General features: G+C 69.4%; 15 protein-coding genes. 10 read left to right on the top strand and 5 right to left on the bottom strand.

Translation table 11 applies throughout. From position 1 onward, the window contains the following. The first annotated feature begins 15 nt into the window (after positions 1 to 15). A complete protein-coding gene (locus LKD76_RS17500; protein ID WP_227982401.1) occupies positions 16 to 1,074 on the top strand; it encodes a cobalamin B12-binding domain-containing protein in 1,059 nt (352 codons plus the stop codon). A gap of 50 nt (positions 1,075 to 1,124) precedes the next feature. On the opposite strand, the gene LKD76_RS17505 is transcribed toward LKD76_RS17500, so the two are convergent. Further along, positions 1,125 to 2,474, bottom strand: coding sequence for a WS/DGAT/MGAT family O-acyltransferase (locus tag LKD76_RS17505; protein ID WP_227982402.1), 1,350 nt, complete (start codon positions 2,472 to 2,474; stop codon positions 1,125 to 1,127). Between the two features lie 234 nt (positions 2,475 to 2,708). Here LKD76_RS17505 and LKD76_RS17510 point away from each other — a divergent pair, with 234 nt between their 5' ends. Both LKD76_RS17510 and LKD76_RS17515 read left to right on the top strand, forming a co-directional pair. Further along, the gene (locus LKD76_RS17510) at positions 2,709 to 4,169 is read left to right on the top strand and encodes an NAD(P)/FAD-dependent oxidoreductase (protein ID WP_227982403.1); all 1,461 of its coding nucleotides are present in this window, start codon (positions 2,709 to 2,711) and stop codon (positions 4,167 to 4,169) included. 112 nt (positions 4,170 to 4,281) lie between these two features. Continuing rightward, the gene (locus LKD76_RS17515) at positions 4,282 to 6,051 is read left to right on the top strand and encodes a hydroxysqualene dehydroxylase (protein WP_227982404.1); all 1,770 of its coding nucleotides are present in this window, start codon (positions 4,282 to 4,284) and stop codon (positions 6,049 to 6,051) included. On the opposite strand, the gene LKD76_RS17520 is transcribed toward LKD76_RS17515, so the two are convergent. Beyond that, positions 6,037 to 6,837, bottom strand: coding sequence for a helix-turn-helix domain-containing protein (locus LKD76_RS17520; protein WP_227982405.1), 801 nt, complete (start codon positions 6,835 to 6,837; stop codon positions 6,037 to 6,039). The two genes, LKD76_RS17515 and LKD76_RS17520, sit on opposite strands and share 15 nt — an antisense overlap. A gap of 101 nt (positions 6,838 to 6,938) precedes the next feature. On the opposite strand from LKD76_RS17520, the gene LKD76_RS17525 reads away from it, so the two are divergent. The 5 genes from LKD76_RS17525 to LKD76_RS17545 all read left to right on the top strand — a co-directional run bounded on the left by LKD76_RS17525 (position 6,939) and on the right by LKD76_RS17545 (position 10,951). Continuing rightward, positions 6,939 to 7,448 (top strand): GtrA family protein, encoded by a 510-nt coding sequence (locus LKD76_RS17525; RefSeq protein WP_227982406.1) that lies wholly within the window; start codon positions 6,939 to 6,941, stop codon positions 7,446 to 7,448. Positions 7,449 to 7,508: 60 nt separating this feature from the next. Next, complete coding sequence (locus LKD76_RS17530) at positions 7,509 to 8,069, top strand: hypothetical protein (RefSeq protein ID WP_227982407.1); 561 nt, start codon at positions 7,509 to 7,511, stop codon at positions 8,067 to 8,069. A 226-nt stretch (positions 8,070 to 8,295) separates the two neighbouring features. Further along, entirely contained in the window at positions 8,296 to 8,928 is a 633-nt protein-coding gene (locus tag LKD76_RS17535) for a copper chaperone PCu(A)C (RefSeq protein WP_227982408.1), read from the top strand. After that, the gene (locus tag LKD76_RS17540) at positions 8,921 to 10,111 is read left to right on the top strand and encodes a Dyp-type peroxidase (RefSeq protein ID WP_227982409.1); all 1,191 of its coding nucleotides are present in this window, start codon (positions 8,921 to 8,923) and stop codon (positions 10,109 to 10,111) included. The genes LKD76_RS17535 and LKD76_RS17540 overlap by 8 nt, the downstream gene beginning before the upstream one ends. 117 nt (positions 10,112 to 10,228) lie before the next feature. Continuing rightward, positions 10,229 to 10,951, top strand: coding sequence for a TetR/AcrR family transcriptional regulator (locus tag LKD76_RS17545; RefSeq protein ID WP_227982410.1), 723 nt, complete (start codon positions 10,229 to 10,231; stop codon positions 10,949 to 10,951). 3 nt (positions 10,952 to 10,954) lie between these two features. On the opposite strand, the gene LKD76_RS17550 is transcribed toward LKD76_RS17545, so the two are convergent. Continuing rightward, complete coding sequence (locus LKD76_RS17550) at positions 10,955 to 11,305, bottom strand: hypothetical protein (RefSeq protein WP_227982411.1); 351 nt, start codon at positions 11,303 to 11,305, stop codon at positions 10,955 to 10,957. A 238-nt stretch (positions 11,306 to 11,543) separates the two neighbouring features. Between LKD76_RS17550 and LKD76_RS17555 the strand changes: the two genes are divergently transcribed. Beyond that, positions 11,544 to 12,524, top strand: coding sequence for a glycosyltransferase family 9 protein (locus LKD76_RS17555; protein ID WP_227982412.1), 981 nt, complete (start codon positions 11,544 to 11,546; stop codon positions 12,522 to 12,524). A 1,032-nt stretch (positions 12,525 to 13,556) separates the two neighbouring features. On the opposite strand, the gene LKD76_RS17565 is transcribed toward LKD76_RS17555, so the two are convergent. Beyond that, the gene (locus tag LKD76_RS17565; protein WP_227982413.1) at positions 13,557 to 13,883 is read right to left on the bottom strand and encodes a hypothetical protein; all 327 of its coding nucleotides are present in this window, start codon (positions 13,881 to 13,883) and stop codon (positions 13,557 to 13,559) included. Positions 13,884 to 14,091: 208 nt separating this feature from the next. Between LKD76_RS17565 and LKD76_RS17570 the strand changes: the two genes are divergently transcribed. Continuing rightward, positions 14,092 to 14,427 (top strand): RNA polymerase-binding protein RbpA, encoded by a 336-nt coding sequence (locus LKD76_RS17570; protein WP_062996890.1) that lies wholly within the window; start codon positions 14,092 to 14,094, stop codon positions 14,425 to 14,427. A gap of 637 nt (positions 14,428 to 15,064) precedes the next feature. Here LKD76_RS17570 and LKD76_RS17575 read toward each other — a convergent pair. Continuing rightward, positions 15,065 to 15,865, bottom strand: a complete 801-nt coding sequence (locus LKD76_RS17575) for an ABC transporter permease (RefSeq protein ID WP_227985283.1) — start codon at positions 15,863 to 15,865, stop codon at positions 15,065 to 15,067. Positions 15,866 to 15,952 lie beyond the last annotated feature (87 nt).

Genomic DNA, 15,952 nt, shown 5'->3' on the forward strand with positions numbered 1-15,952 from the left:
AAGGAGCCGCCGTTCATGTCCGAGCCGGATCGCCGAATCTCCGGCGACGCCAACGCATTCCGTGAACAGCTGTGGACGGCGGTCACGAGCCGTGACGAACGGGCGGCGATCGGCATCGTGCTCGCGGCAGTGGATTCGGGTCTTGAACCGGAGGCGGTCCTGCTCGATGTGGTCGCCGCGGTGCAGCGCCGGGTGGGCGCGGAATGGGCCGCGAACACCCTCAGTGTCGCCGACGAGCACACCGCCACCGCGATCAACGATCGTGCCGTGACGGCACTGGCTCTCCACGCGGCCGGTTCGCACCCCGCTTCGGCCGGGCGGGTGACCGTCGCGTGTGTGGACGGCGAATGGCATGCGCTGCCCGCCCGGCTGGTGGCCGAGGTGCTGCGGCTGCGTGGCTGGCACGTCGACTTCCTCGGCGCCCAGGTGCCCACGCGGCACCTGATCGCGCACCTGCACAACACCGGACCCGATGCCGTGTTGCTGTCGTCGTCGCTGCCGACCCGCCTGCCGTCGGCGCACGGCACGATCACCGCATGTCAGGCGGCCGGAGTGCCGGTGCTCGTAGGCGGTGCGGCGTTCGGGCCGCAGGGCCGCTGGGCGGACCTGCTCGGTGCGGACGCCTGGGCGCCGGACGCCGCGACCGCGGCCGAGCTGCTCGCCCGGGGGCTGCGACACGAGCAGCAGGCGCACCGGACGCTGCCGCATCTGACCGATCAGGAATTCACCATGATCGCCCGCGGCACACCGCAGTTGCTGGCGACCACGATGGCGGAGCTGGAGCACCGTTTCCCCGCGATGCGGGAGTATTCCGAATTCCAGCGGGAACGCACCGCCGAGGATATCGCGCAGATACTCGAATTCCTCGCTACCGCACTGTATCTGGACGACGCCGAGTTGTTCACCACCTTCGTCACGTGGACCGCGCGCGTGCTGAGCGCACGCGCGGTGCCCGCGCAATCGCTGTTTCCTGTTCTCGATCTGCTCGGCGGGCAGCTGCAGGACTTTCCGCGGGCGCGACGGATTCTCGCCGCCGCCACCGACGCCCTCACCGAAACCGCCCGCATCACCTGACCATCGAGCGCCGACCATCGCATCGCGTCCGGTTGCCGCGCACAGCCCGGCTACTCCAGTTCGGCGAGGGACTCGTCGAGTCCGGTCAGCAGCCGTTGCAGGTGCGGCACACTGCGGCGACACCCGACGATGCCGAAGTGCATGGCGCCATCGGAACTGATCGTCGTGATGTTGACCGCCTGTCCGTCGAGGGGAATCGACGCCGGATAGGCGGCTTCCAAGCGCAGGCCGTTCCAGTACCGCGGTTCGGCGGCGCCGGGGACGTTGGAGATGACGATGTTGAACGGCGGCGCGACGGCCGGCAGCCGCACCGGTAGCGCCGCCGATGCCAGTCCTGCCACATTGACCGCCGACAGCCCCAGGATCTGTAGCGGCGTCAGCCGCGACATGGCGTTCTTGGTCCGCGCCATCGAGGAATGGATGCGGGCGAGTCGTGCGGCCGGGTCCGGTTCGTCGGTGGCCAGGTCGCACAGTGCCGCACCCACCGAGTTGCCCTCTCCCGCTGCGGTTTCGGCGGTACCGCGCAGCGAGACCGGCACCATCGCGATCAGCGGCTCGGCCGGTAGCGCCTGCTCGGCGAGCAGATATCGCCGCAGCGCGCCCGCGCACATCGCCAGCACCACGTCGTTCACGGTCGCCCCGGCACGCGCTCCGCCCGCACGCAACCGCGGCAGCGGCCACGACTGCGCGGCGAACCGCCGGGCACCGGTGATGGCGACATTGAACATCGTGTGCGGGGCCCCGAACGGGCGCGGTTCGGGATAATCCCGCGCGATCGTGTATGCGCCCGACAGCAATTCGGGTACGGCGGTGCCGATCCGCCCGGCCGCGCGCACCGCGTCGGCCGAGCGGCGCAACAGCGTGCTCGAGCCGCTGGGATGTCGGCCGGGAGAGCGCCACGGCGGCACGCAGTCGCGGGCGGCGGGGTCGGGCGAGAGGGCTCGCTGCCAGGTGCGGACCGCCGACACGCCGTCCATCAGCGCGTGATGTGTCTTGGTGCACAGGGCGATCCGGCCGTCGGCGAGCCCGTCGATGATGTAGACCTCCCACAGCGGGCGATGGCGGTCCAGCAGCGATCCGTGCAGCATCGACACCAGTTCCAGCAGTTCACGCACCCGCCCGGGCGCGGGCAGCGAGAGCAGCCGGACGTGGTAGTCGAGATCGACGTCGTCGTCGAGATCCCACCGCAGCGGGGAGAAACTCGCCAGCGACCGCGCGGGCCGGCGCCGGAACACCGAGGTGAGTTGGTCGCTGCCCGAGGCCAATTCCTCGTGTAACTGCCGTGCCGATCGTGTCTGCGTGTCCGAGGGACGAAACAGCGACAGGCCGCCGACGTGCATGGGGTGTTCGCGCGATTCGAGCATCAGGAATACCGAGTCCAGGGGTGACATCAACGCCATCGCGGTACCTCATCACGGTCGTTTCCGATCGGGCCGGGCGGCCACGCCTTCCGGTGATCATCGCGGATGCGACCGGATCGGGTGGGCGATCCGGAGTCTCACCGGCGCGGGCGGCTCGAGCGTCGGTAATTGCCGCGAACAATCGGTCCAAACATATTGACAATGTGAGAGGAGTCACTTCATTCTCTCAGTAGGACACAGTGTCCGAACATAGTGACCCCGAAGGCGGCGCCGATGCCTACCGACGAACCTGCCGACTCCTCGCCGACCGATTCGGGCATCCACGCGACCGTCCGGGAACATCCGGCGAATGACCGCGATCACGGTGAGAACGACTGCCCGGACATCGAATTCACCGACGTGGTGGTGGTCGGAGCGCGCTGCGCGGGGTCGGCAACGGCCGTCGCCTTCGCCCGCGCGGGACGGCACGTCGTCGTCGTGGACTCGGCCCGATTCCCCTCCGACACCCTCTCGACCCATCTGCTGTGGCCGGCCGGCCTCGCCGAGGTAGCCGCGCTGGGCGCGCTGGAGCGGGTGCTGGCACTCGGCGCGCCCCGATTGCGAGTCGCGTTCGCCGCCGGCGCTGGGCAGGTGGTGCGGGCGCCGTTCACCGCCGTGGAGGGCATCGACTACGCGATGTGCGTGCGGCGCACCGGATTCGACGCAGCCCTGGTGTCCACGGCCCGCGCGGCCGGTGCGACCGTCCACGAATCGATGCGGGTCATCGAACTCATCCGCGACGCCGGCCGGGTCGCCGGTGTGCGCGCGGTCGATCGCGCGGGGACCACCCACGAGATCCGGGCCCGCCTGGTGGTCGGCGCGGACGGGCGCCGCTCCACCGTGGCGCGGCTGACCGGAGCCCTGGACCCGTACCGCAGCAAGCCCAGTGGACGGGCGTGCTATTTCGCCTACTGGCGCGACGGCCGCCCGGAATGGCGGTCGACGGCCGCGCAGTGGCGGGCCGGGGATCTTCTGGGAACCGCCTTCCCGTGCGAGGACGGTGCGGTGCTGTCGCTGATCCAGCCGCCGGTCGCCCACGGGCCGCGCACCGCCGGGCAGACCGAGCAGCGCTACCGCGACATGGTGGCCGCGATCCCGGAACTCGCTGTGCGACTGGCCGATTGCGAGCCGATCGGCCGGGTGCGCTCGGCCACCGGCATCGTCTCCTACTTCCGCCGCTCCACCGGTCCGGGCTGGGCACTGCCCGGCGATGCCGGCCATTTCAAGGATCCGGTCACCGCACAGGGAATGCGCGATGCGATGCGCTACGGACGGTTGCTCGGCGAATACGCGGCGCCGGTACTCGACGACGCGGCCGCGCTGGACCGGGCACTGATCCGATGGGAGCACCGGCGGGAACAGGACTGCCTGCCCATGTACCAGTGGACCAACCGGCTCGCCCGCGGCACCGAGATGTCACCGCTCGAGGTGCAGCTGTACCGCGCCGGTGCGGCCGACCCGAACCTGGCCGGCCTCGCGCTGGATGTGATGACCCGGGCGCGGACCCCCGACGAACTGCTGACCCCGGCACGGGCGGCGAAGTTCGCGCTGCGGGCGCTGGCGCACGCGCCGGCGGCCACGGTGGTGGACACCGTGCTTCGCGAGGTGCGCGACAGCGCGCGGGACTGGCGGGAACGTCAGGCGGCGCGGTGGGGTTCGGCGTGGCCGCGGTGGCCGGTGGCGGCGCCGAAGTGAGGGGCGGGCCCTCGATACTGCCGGACCTCGGTGAAAAAGATTCGCAGGCACAGCAATTCATGCTTCGGGATCGACGCACGGCCGATCCCGCTCGCTGATTCGAGGAGTGGACATGACCGGTCGAGACGATGCGGGTGGATTCGGCAGGCGGCAGTTGCTGCGAGGGGCGGCGGTAGCGGGCGCGGCCCTCGCGACGAGCGGCGCATGGGCCACGGCCGCGCGCGCGAATCCACCACGCCGCCAAGTACGCCCGGGACGCACGGTGGCGGTGTTCGGAGGTGGCGTATCCGGGTTGACCGCGGCGCACGAACTGGCCGAACGCGGCTATGCGGTCACGGTGTACGAGCCGAACGCGCTCGGCGGCAAGGCGCGCAGCATGAGCGTGCCCGGCACCGGGGCGGGCGGGCGCGCGGACCTGCCGGGCGAACACGGCTTCCGGTTCTTCCCCGGTTGCTATCAGCACGTACCGGATACCATGGCGCGAATCCCTTTCCCCGGCAACGCGAACGGCGTGGCCGGGAATCTGATCCGGGTGGAGTCCACGGTCGCCGGATTCCCGGATCTGCCGCCGGTGACCGTGCCCACCGAGATCGCCGGACTCCGCGAGCTCGACCCCGACCGCATCCGCAACTCGCTCATCGCAGGTCTCGGATTCATCCCGCAGTTGCCGCCGCAGGAACTGGCGTTCTTCGGCGACCGGATGATGATGTGGTTCACCAGCTCCCCCGAACGCCGCTTCGGCCAATGGGAGTACCGATCGTGGATGGACGCGGTCGGTGCCGCCGGGAAGTCGCAGGCCTATCGGGACTATCTGGCGCGGGCGCTGACCCGGATCACCGTGGCCGCGAAATCGGAGACCAGTTCGGCGCGCACCATCGGAACCATCGGCGAGGCTCTGGTTTTCGCGGGTTCCGGTATCGCACCCCAGTACCGCGGCGGGGTCGACCGGATTCTGAACGGCCCCACCAACGAGGCGTGGATCGATCCGTGGGTGGCGTATCTGTCCGGTTCGGGCGTGCGGTTCGTGACCGGCGCGGGGCTGACCGGGCTACGCGTGTCGGGCGATCGGATCACCGCCGCGAATGTGGGCGGGCGTGCGGTGCACGCGGATTGGTATGTGTGCGCGATGCCCGCCGACCGAGCGGCGACGATCCTCGACGACGCCGTGCTCGCCGCCGATCCGGCGCTGGCCGGTATGCGGGAACTCGTAATGGATTGGATGGTCGGCGTGCAGTTCTATCTGCGTCAGCCGACCGGTGTCCCACAGGGCCATATCGCGGCGCTGGGCTCACCGTGGGCGATCACGGCACTGCGGCAGGCGCCGATGTGGCGGGGGGATTTCGCGGCACGCTACGGCGACGGATCGGTCGTGGAATGTCTGTCGGTCGACGTCTCGGACTGGGACACGCCCGGGATTGTGTACGGAAAACCGGCCAAGCAGTGTTCGAAGGACGAAGTGGTGCAGGAGGTCTGGGCGCAGCTGAAGCGATGGCTCAATACCGGCACCGGCTGGTTGCGCGACGAGGATCTGCAATCGTGGTTCATCGACCCGGGCGTGCATTTCGCCGAAGGCGGCAACCACAACGACACCCCCTTGCTGGTGAATACCGTCGGATCGTGGGACCACCGGCCCGAGGCGCGTTCGGCCATCGGCAACATGTTCCTGTGCGGCGACCACGTGCGCACCGGAATCGACCTGGCCACGATGGAAGGCGCCTGCGAGGCCGGGCGCAAGGCCGTCAACGCGCTACTGGACGCCGCCGGCGACGGCGCACCGCGCGCGGCGGTGTTTCCGATGTACGCCCCGCCGGAATTGGAACCGTTGAAGCGGATCGATGCCGATCGCTACCGGGCCGGGCTGCCGCATCTACTCGATCTGTGAACGGCGACGCAAGAATTCGGCGGTGGCGGGGCTCGCGGGCAGAAACGACTCGATGGCCAGTTCGGCGACGGTGACATTCATCGGACTGCCGAAGATGGTCATGGTGCTGATGAATTCGAGTTCGAGATCGCCGTGGACGGGGTCGTGGTGGCGCAGACGCAACGGGACGACGGCCTGATCCGGCTCGGGAAGTCCCGGATCGTCGCGTCCGCCGGGATAGGTGAGCAGTTCGGCGCGCAGTGCGGCCAGATCCGCGGAACCGGTCGCGTCGATCTGGCGTTCGATCCGTTCGAACAGGTGGCCGCGCCATTGCGCGAGGTTGGCGATGCGCGGGGCGAGCCCCTCCGGGTGCAGACTGAGCCGCAACGCGTTGACCGGTGGGGTGAGCAATTCGGCGGGTATGCCGTCGAGGAACAGGGCGACACCGGAATTGGCGTCGACCATGTTCCACTGCGCGTCCACGGCCAGGGCGGGATAGGGCTCGTAACCGGTGAGGATCTGCCGCATCGCGGTGCGGACGGGAGCCATGGTGGGGGTGTCCAATGCGGGTTCGGCGTAGACAGGGGCGTATCCGGCGGCGAGCAGCATCCGGTTGCGTTCGCGCAGCGGGATTTCCAGCTCTTCGCTCAGATGCAGGATGAGCTGGCGACTCGGTGTGGACCGGCCGGTTTCGACGAAGCTGAGATGACGGGTCGAGGTTTCGGCGCGGCCGGCCAGTTCGAGCTGGCTCAGGCGGCGGGTGCGACGCCAGTGGCGCAGCAGATCCCCGGCGGTGAGGGTGGGCACCTGTCCGATGGTAGGCGGGACCGGTGCGCGGCACGATTACCTGCGGGGTCATGGTCGCTGTGCGGATGCCGGTCCCGCGCAGCGCGGTTAGGGTGGAATGCGTGTCGTTGGTGCAGGTTGGACTGGACCGGCTACCCGAGCGCTGGCGGGCGTTGCTGCTCGCGCACCGGGAGCTGATGAAATTCGCCGTCGTCGGCGCGATCACCTGGTTCGTGGACACCGGGGTGGTGTACACGCTGAAGTTGACGGTCCTGCAGGACAAGCCGTTGACCGCGCGCGCGTTCGGCGTGTTGATCGCGACGATCGTGTCCTACATCCTGAACCGGGAGTGGTCGTTCAACACCCGTGGCGGACGCCAGCGCCATCACGAGGCCGCGTTGTTCTTCGCGGTCAGCGCCCTGGCGGTCGGGGTGACGGTCATTCCGCAGGCGGTGGCGCTGTATGTCTTCGACATCCGGGTCCCGCACGTCACCGCGTTCACCCAGGCGGTGTCGAACTTCATCACCGGCCAGATCCTGGGCGTACTGCTGGCGATGGCGTTCCGATTCTGGGCCTTGCGACGCTTCGTCTTCCCCGAGGACCTGCGAGAGGCCGAACTCGAGATCCTGTGACGAGCGTGGCGGCCGGACCTGGGCATCGGCCGCCGTCGCGGTCCTGGATACGATGGGCGGGTGCGAGCGACTGCGGACCCGGCCATGCGGCTGCGTGGCAGTTGTGTCGCCGCGGCGTCGGCGACGGTGAGTGTCGCCGCCCACGCCCTCGCCGGTGGTACCGATTTCCCGGGCTCCGCCGCGATCATGCTGCTCATCGCCGCGAGTTCCGTCACCGGTGTCGTGGCCGCGCACACTCGGACCGGCCCGCTCGGGGTGATGGGTCTGCTGGCGCTGGGCCAGCTGCTCGGACATACCGCCTTGTCGGTGCCGGCGCACTGCCGTACCGACCTGTTCACGGTGCCGATGCTCATCGCCCACCTGGTGGCGATCGTGGCCGCGGCGCTGCTGATCCGCGGTGCGGAAACGACGCTACTGCGCGCGGTTTCGCGAATCCGCAGGGCCATCCACCGCTCCTTGCGCGCACCGGGATGCCGCGATGTCGTCACCATCGTGTCGGCACCGGAGGCGATCGCGCCGCACCGGCGACTGGTGCTGGCATCGGGTACCGGCCGACGAGGTCCGCCGGGCGCCGCCGGTTCGTTCGCCGGCCCGTATCTCGCCGGGCTGTCGCGGGCGTAGATTTCGGCCGCGCCGGCGGATACTCCGCCGGTCCGCGGTGGCGCGCGTGATCCGGCGTCGACACCGGTGGCAGTGCCCTCCATCACCGCCGCCCTCCATCACCGCCGCCCTCCATCACCCGCCGGCCGTCCGGTCGTCCGCTCGAGTACCGATTCTCCGGGAGCGGCAGGCGCCCGCATGCGCCCCGACGGGATCGAAGCATCTTTCACCACACTGGAGTCCTGACATGTTTTCCGTACCCCATTCGCCCGTCACCGCTCGCCGGGTGCGCGATCGGCCGGTCCGGCGCGCGGCGCCCGACGGCCTGTCCCACGGCGTCGGCATCGCCCCCGCGAAGCGACGCCGGTTCGAGTATCCGCCGGCGGTCGGTGCGATCTGCGCCGTGGCGCTGGCACTGGCCGGATGTTCCTCCGACAGCGGAACCACCGGCGCGGCGGCCGATTCGGTGACCGTGAGCAATCAGTGGATCAAGGCCGCCGAGGCCGGTATGTCGGCGGCGTTCGCCGATTTCACCAACAACGGCGACCACGAGATCCGGATCGTCGACGCGACCAGCCCGGCCTCGGCGCGGATGGAGATCCACGAGGTGGTGCCGGCCGCCGGTGGGATGACGATGCGACCCAAGGCCGGTGGTCTGGTGATTCCGGCGCACGGCCGGGCCACGTTGACGCCGGGCGGCGACCATCTGATGTTCATCGATCTGAAGGCACCGTTGCGCACCGGCGCGCAGACCCCGGTCACGGTGAAATTCGCTGACGGGACCAGCACCACCTTCGCCGCACAGGTCCGGGATTTCGCCGGGAACCAGGAGAACTACGCACCGACCGGGGACGCCACGGCCCCCGCGCACGGTGGCTGAGCGGCTGTCGCGGCGGCGCCTGCTCGGCGGTGGGGTCGCCGCGGCGGGAGCCGCCGCGGGCGCGGGTATCGCTCTCGGCGCCGAACGGTGGCGCCCGGCCGCCCCCTCGGATTCCGGCACCGCTCGCGAACCGTTCTACGGACCCCATCAGGGCGGGGTCGCGACCGCACCCCAGCGCCACGCGGCGTTCGTCGCCTTCGATCTGCGCCCCGGCACGGCACGCGCGGACATCATCGGACTGCTGCGCATCTGGTCCGGTGACGCCGCGCGCCTCACCGGCGGTGAGCCCGCACTGGCCGACACCGAGCCGGAGCTGGCCCATCGACCGGCCCGGCTCACGGTGACCGTCGGCTTCGGTCCACGGCTGTTCACGGTGGCCGGACTGGAATCGGCGCGGCCCGAATCCCTGGCTCCGTTGCCGCCCTTCGGCATCGACCGCCTCGATCCGGGATTCTGCGCCGGCGATCTGCTGCTGCAGGTCTGCGCGGAGGAGGCGACGACGGTGGCGCACGCGGTGCGGGCGTTGTCGCGCAGCGTGACATCGCTGGTCACGCTGCGCTGGACCCAGCGCGGGTTCCGCGACGCCGCCCCCGGGCAGACGATGCGCAATCTCATGGGCCAGGTCGACGGCACCGTCAACATCTCCCCCGGCGCCGACTTCGACCGGCTCGTGTGGGACGACGGAGCCACCCGGCCGTGGCTGCGCGGCGGCACATCGATGGTGCTGCGGCGGATCGCGATGAATCTGGACACCTGGGACGAACTCGACCCGGACGGTCGGGAGCTGACCGTGGGCCGGCGCATCGCGACCGGCGCCCCGCTGACCGGAACCCGGGAGACCGACGATCCGGATTTCGCGGCGGTCGATGCGCACGGCATCCCGGTCATCCCGCCGTCGGCGCATATCGCGCGGGCGCATCACACCGCCGACTCCGAGCGGTTCCTGCGTCGCGGGTACAACTACGACGACGCGCCCGGTCCCGGCGCCACCTCGAATTCGGGCCTGCTGTTCGCCGCCTACCAGCGCGATATCGCGGCACAGTATCTGCCGGTGCAACGGCGGCTCGCCGAATTCGACGCCCTCAACACCTGGACCACCCCGGTCGGTTCCGCGGTATTCGTCATCCCGCCCGGAATCTCCGATCCGCAGGGCTATCTCGGGCAGAGCCTGCTGGAGGGCTGAGCCGATATCCGTCGCGGAAGCAGTGAGTGCGCTCCGGTAGTGATTGCCGTGGTGCACTCACTGCACCCGCATGCGGTGAGAACCCGGTCACGGCGGCCCGGCTTGTAGCATCGCGGGGTGCAGACAGGCCCAGCACCCACGCTCCCACCCGGCAGCAAGCGGGTCGACGCCCGAACCGAACGGTGGCGTGAGCACCGGCGCCGGGTCCGCGCGGAGTTCGTGGACGCGGCGTTGCGGGCGCTCGACGATCACGGCCCGGGTGTCAGCATGGGCGAGATCGCGAAAGCGGCGGGTGCGGCGAAACCCAAGCTGTATCGCCATTTCTCGGACAAGACCGATCTCTACAACGCGATCGTCGACCGTATCGGCGACATGTTGTGGGAGCGGATCATGTCCCGCATCGATCTCACCCACGACTCGGCCACCGAACTCGTGCGGCGCGGAGCGATCGAATACGCCGCGGCGGTCCGCGAACATCCCCATGTCTTCCGGTTCATCGCGCACAGCCACTTCACCCAGCACGCCGACGAATCCGAACGCGCCCTGCAGTCGGCGCGGGGTGCCGCGCGGCGGGCAGCGACCCTCGTCGCGAGCGTGGCCGACGCACCGGTCGACGTGGACAGTGCCGAGCTGGTGATCTATTCGATGTTCGGGGCGGTCGCCTCGGCCACCGACTGGTGGCTCGGCGCGCGGCGCCTGTCACCGGCGGCGATGTCCGCCGAGGAGTTCATCGAGTACCTCACCGCGATCATTTCCGCGCTGATGCAGACCTCGGCCCGGGTCAACGGCATCGCCGTCGACCCGGACGCACCGCTGTACCGGGCATTCTCGGCCGGCTGAGGCTCAGTGCCAGAGCACGGCGACGAAGACGTTGGCGATCGCCAGCACACCGGCGGCGTCGACCATCCAGGCAATCGTCTTGCCGCGCTTGGCATCCGCGTGCGCCACCTCGGCCAGTCCGGCCACCGCGACCGCGATCACCAGTTTGACCACGATCTTGGCCATATCGAGATTCTTGTCGAGAGAGTCGATCCCGTCGGCCATCCCGACCAGGATCAAGCCGGTGACGATCTGCGCTCGGGCACCCCAGAGCATCACCTGTGACACCGCGGGACGTCCGGCCGCGTAGCCACCGATGACCGCGGCGAGACCCAGCAGGTGGGTGATGACCACCAGGTTGTAGACGACTGTCATGGCACACAGCGTAAATCATCGACGGCTCGTCAACGACAGCATGTAGTAGTTTCGCCTGTCACGCGGTATCCGCGCCCGCCCCGGGATCGACGAGGTGGCGGAAATACGTGCGTTTCACGCCCGAGCGGCCCGGGTAGTCATTCTGAGGTGGCTCTCTTCGGTCGCGCCGTCCCAGCGGCACGAATTCGGGTGGGTCGGGGAACTGCTGTGTCGCTCGGTGAATGGCTAGGAGAAGAGGGTGGCGGTTGTACTCGTGCTGCGCGCACGTGGACTGGGTGATCTTCTCACCGCGGTCCCCGCACTTCGTGCGCTGCGCCGGGCCAGGCCACGCGATCACATCGTGCTGGCGGCGCCACATCGCCTCAAGCCCATCGTCGACCTGATCACCTCGGTGGACGAGATGGTTCCGGCCGCGCATCCGCAGGGCTTGCGCTGGGACGGACCGGCTCCCGCGCTGGCGGTGAATCTGCACAGCGCCGGCGCCGAGGGCATCGTCGAGCTCACCCGCACCGAGCCCACCCGCCTGCTGAGCTATCGCAACAGCTCCTTCCCCGAACTCGACGGCCCCGCATGGCAACCCGAGATGCACGAGATCGATCGCTGGTGCCATCTCCTGGAGTCGGCCGGTATCAGCGCCGATCGCCGCAATCTGGGATTGGTTCCGCCGGTGGCCACCACCAGCCACCGCGACTGCGTGGTCGTCCACGTCGGCGCGGGGGCGCCCGCGCGCCGCTGGCCCGGTGAACGTTTCGCCGCCGTGATCCGGCATCTGCTGGTGCAGGGCCGCGAAGTGGTGGTGACCGGTGACGAGTTCGAACGCGATCTGGCCCTCGGCATCGCCGCGCGCGCCGGCCTGTCACATGATCAGGTGCTGGCCGGTCAGCAGAATCTCATCGAATTGTCGGCCACGGTCGCCGAGGCCGCCCTGGTGGTCTGCGGCGATACCGGGGTGGCTCATCTCGCCACCGCGTTCGGGACCCGCACCGTGACGTTGTTCGGCCCCACCGCACCGGGCCTCAGCGGACCGCCACCGCACCTGTCGGGCCGCCATATCGCCCTGTGGGCCGGTCACACCGGTGACCGGTACAGCGACAGCACCGACCCGGGACTGCTGCAGATCACGGTCCCCCAGGTGATCGAAGCGGTCGACACCCAGCTGAGCCGGCGCCGGTGGGCCGAGGCCGACCGCCGCGGGCCCGCCTATCGCCGCGTGGGCTGATCACCCGCTCCGGTAGTACCGGGGTATCAGGACACGATGGCACCGCCGGGGGACGCGGGATCCGGTCCGGCGAATTCAGCATCATCCCATGACCATTCCCCTGTCCCCCACTCCGCGCCGGTGGCATCGGCCCCTGCTGGTGACCGCGGGTGTGATGGGTGTGCTCGCCGTGTCCTGCCTGTGCGCCATGATGATCGACGATCGCCGGATCCTCGGCGAATCCGTCTGGCTCAAACCCGCGAAATTCGGATTCGCCTTCCTCACCTACACACTGACCCTCGCCTGGCTGCTGTCGATTCCGCATCGCGGCGCCCGGGTGACCTGGTGGATGGGAACGCTGTTCGCCGTCACCGGGCTCGTCGATGTCGGATTCATCGTCCTCCAAGCCGCCCGGGGCACCTTCAGCCATTTCGATACCGAAACCGATCCGGTGAATTCCATCGGGCAGCTGGTGTTCGCGTCCGGCGTTCCGGGCCTGTTCATCGCCAATCTCGTTGTCGCGGTGATCGTCTCGTGGCAACGTCTGCTCGACCGGCCGACCAGCCGGGCCGTGCACGCCGGGCTCGCGATCGCGGTGGCCGGTATGGCGCTGGGCTATCTGATGGGGTTCACCGGCGAGCAGACGGTGCAAGCCGCCGACGGACACCTCGTGCGACTGGCCGCCGGGCACACCGTCGCCGATCCCGGACTCGCCGTCCGCGACGGCGTGCGCGATATGCCGATCACCCATTGGAGCACCCTGGGCGGCGATCTGCGGATCCCGCATTTCGCGGGTCTGCACGGCATTCAGATCCTGCTGGCCGTCGTGGCCGTCACCGCCTGGTTCGCCCGGCGCCGGCCCTGGCTCGACGAAGGCGTGCGCGCCCGATTGGTCGGCGTGCTGGCACTCGGATACGCGGGCCTGGTGGCGCTTTTGTTGTGGCAGGCACTGCGTGGACAGGCGCTGATCCATCCCGACCGGAGCACACTGCTGACCGGTGCGGCGCTGGTCGCGGTGACGCTCGCCGCCGCGATCGCGGTCCTCGGGTTCGGCTATCGAAAGCGTTCGGCATCCTTGGCCAGCGCCACCAGATTCGCGGCCAATTCGGCCAGTTCCTCCCGGCCCGCGCCCTCGGACACGGCCGTGGCCACATCCTCGGCGGCACAGCGGGCAGCGAACCAGCGATCGGCGAGATCGGTGGCCTCCTGAGCGCTCAGCACCACCGAGTCCTCGGGGATTCCGGTGCCTTCCAACCCCTTGCGATGTTCGTAGGCACGTTGCCGGCACGACTGCCGGCAGTATCGGCGGCGGCGGCCGATCTCGGAATCGGCGATCTCCCGGCCGCACCACAGGCACGACGACAGCACACGGCGCGACATGACCCGACACCTTATCGTCCTGCCCGCCGCCGTTATCCCGACCACGCCGATTTCGTCCGATGCCCGCGAGCCACACCGGGGCCGCGGCACGAGCCCCCGGCCGGGACCGTAAAATACACCGATTGACCGTCACCGGGAACCGATCGGGCCCCTGGCGCGTTGACAGTGCAGTAGAACGTTGCCGACAGGCCAGAGAGGACCGCACACCATGGCAGATCGCGTACTCCGAGGTAGCCGGCTCGGAGCGGTGAGCTACGAGACGGACCGCGACCACGACCTGGCACCACGTCGAGTGGCGCGGTACCGGACCGACAACGGCGAGGAGTTCGACGTCCCCTTCGCCGACGACGCCGAGATCCCGCCCACCTGGCTGTGCCGCAACGGCCAGGAAGGCATCCTGATCGAGGGCACCACCCAGGAGCCCAAGAAGGTCAAGCCCCCGCGCACCCACTGGGACATGCTGCTCGAGCGGCGTTCCAAGGAGGAACTCGAGGAGCTGCTGCAGGAGCGCCTGGATCTGCTCAAGACCCGGCGCGGTCGCTGAGACCGCTCGGCCGATACGAGCCGACGACATCCCCCCCCGCACCCCGGTGCGGGGGGGATGTCGCGTGTCGGGGCCCACTGTCGTCCCTGGAACGTCGTCCTGGGAATGTCACCGCCCTGTGCCAGAATCCGCCGCACCGAGACGAGGCAGTGGTGGCACATCATGGGGGATTTCTTCGAGCGCATCGTCGATGTCGAGGTCACGGCGGCCGAGGCCCCGCGACTCGCGGCGCGACTGGTCGACCGGCTCGTCGCCGAAGGCGTTCTGACCGCGCAGCTCAGCGCCGAGGGCGTCTACAGTCTCGACGCCGACCAGGGATATGTCCCGGGCCCGAACTGGGCCACCGCGGTGCAGCATCCGGGCTGGGATCCCGGACCGGTCGCCGTCATCGTGGGACCGCACGCGCACTGCGGCGGACAAGGGATGAGTGAGGCGGAGTTCGCCGAATGTCCACGCTGCGATGAGCGGATCGTCATCTTCGGATATCCGCAGCTCGAACCCGACTACGCCCGTTGGGAACCTGTCACGCGGGCCATCTCCGCCTGGCAGTCGACCGGCACCGGCGCGGTGCGCTGCGGCGCGTGCGAGGCCGACGGCATTCCGGCAAGTTCTGACCGTGATCCCGGCCCCGCCGGGGTCAGTGACTGGCGACCTTGCGGTACTGCAGCAGCGCCAGCGGTACCGCCACCACCAGGATCGCCACCGAACACGCCACCGCGTACTCCACGCAGTGATCGACCGGCCAGCCGTGTGGTGCGGTGAAGGTGGGCGGCGACCCGTTGGCGAACAGCTTGCGGCCCGACGCCGCGACCGCCGTGATCGGATTCCACTCCGCGACCGAACGCAGCGGCCCGGGCAGCGTCTCGGCCGAGATGAAGGCCGAGGAGATGAAGGTCACCGGAAACAGCCAGATCAGGCCGGCGCTCTGCGCGACCTCGACATTCGGTGAGATCAGGCCGGTGAGGGCACCCACCCACGACATCGCGAACGCGAACAGCAGCAGGATGGCGAACGCCAGTGCGGCATCGGCGATCGATCCGTTGATCCGCCACCCCACGATGTAACCGCAGGCGACCATGACGGCCAGCGCCACCACGTTGACGACCGTGTCGGACAGCGTGCGCCCCATCAGGACCGCCATCCGCGACATCGGCAGGGTCCGCATCCGGTCGATAATGCCCTTCTGCAGGTCGTTGGCCAGACCGACCGTGGTGAACGCGGCGTTGAAGGCCACCGTCTGGGTGAAGATGCCGGCCAGCAGGAATTCGCGATACTGGCCGCCGCCCAGCGAGGCGCCGAAGATGTAGGCGAACAGGAATACGAACATCAGCGGCTGGATGGTCGCGGTCACCAGCAGGGTCGGCACCCGCAGGATGGTGAGGATGTTCCGGTAGGCGATGATGGCGCTGTCGCGGAAGACCCGGACCGATGCGCCGATCGATTCGACATCGCTATCGATGGCCGGGCGTTTTCCGGCCTCATCGGTCAGCTGGGCGGACTCCGCCGCCGAGTCCTTCTCGGCGAC

This window comes from Nocardia spumae (genome assembly GCF_020733635.1).
Taxonomy (GTDB): domain Bacteria; phylum Actinomycetota; class Actinomycetes; order Mycobacteriales; family Mycobacteriaceae; genus Nocardia; species Nocardia spumae.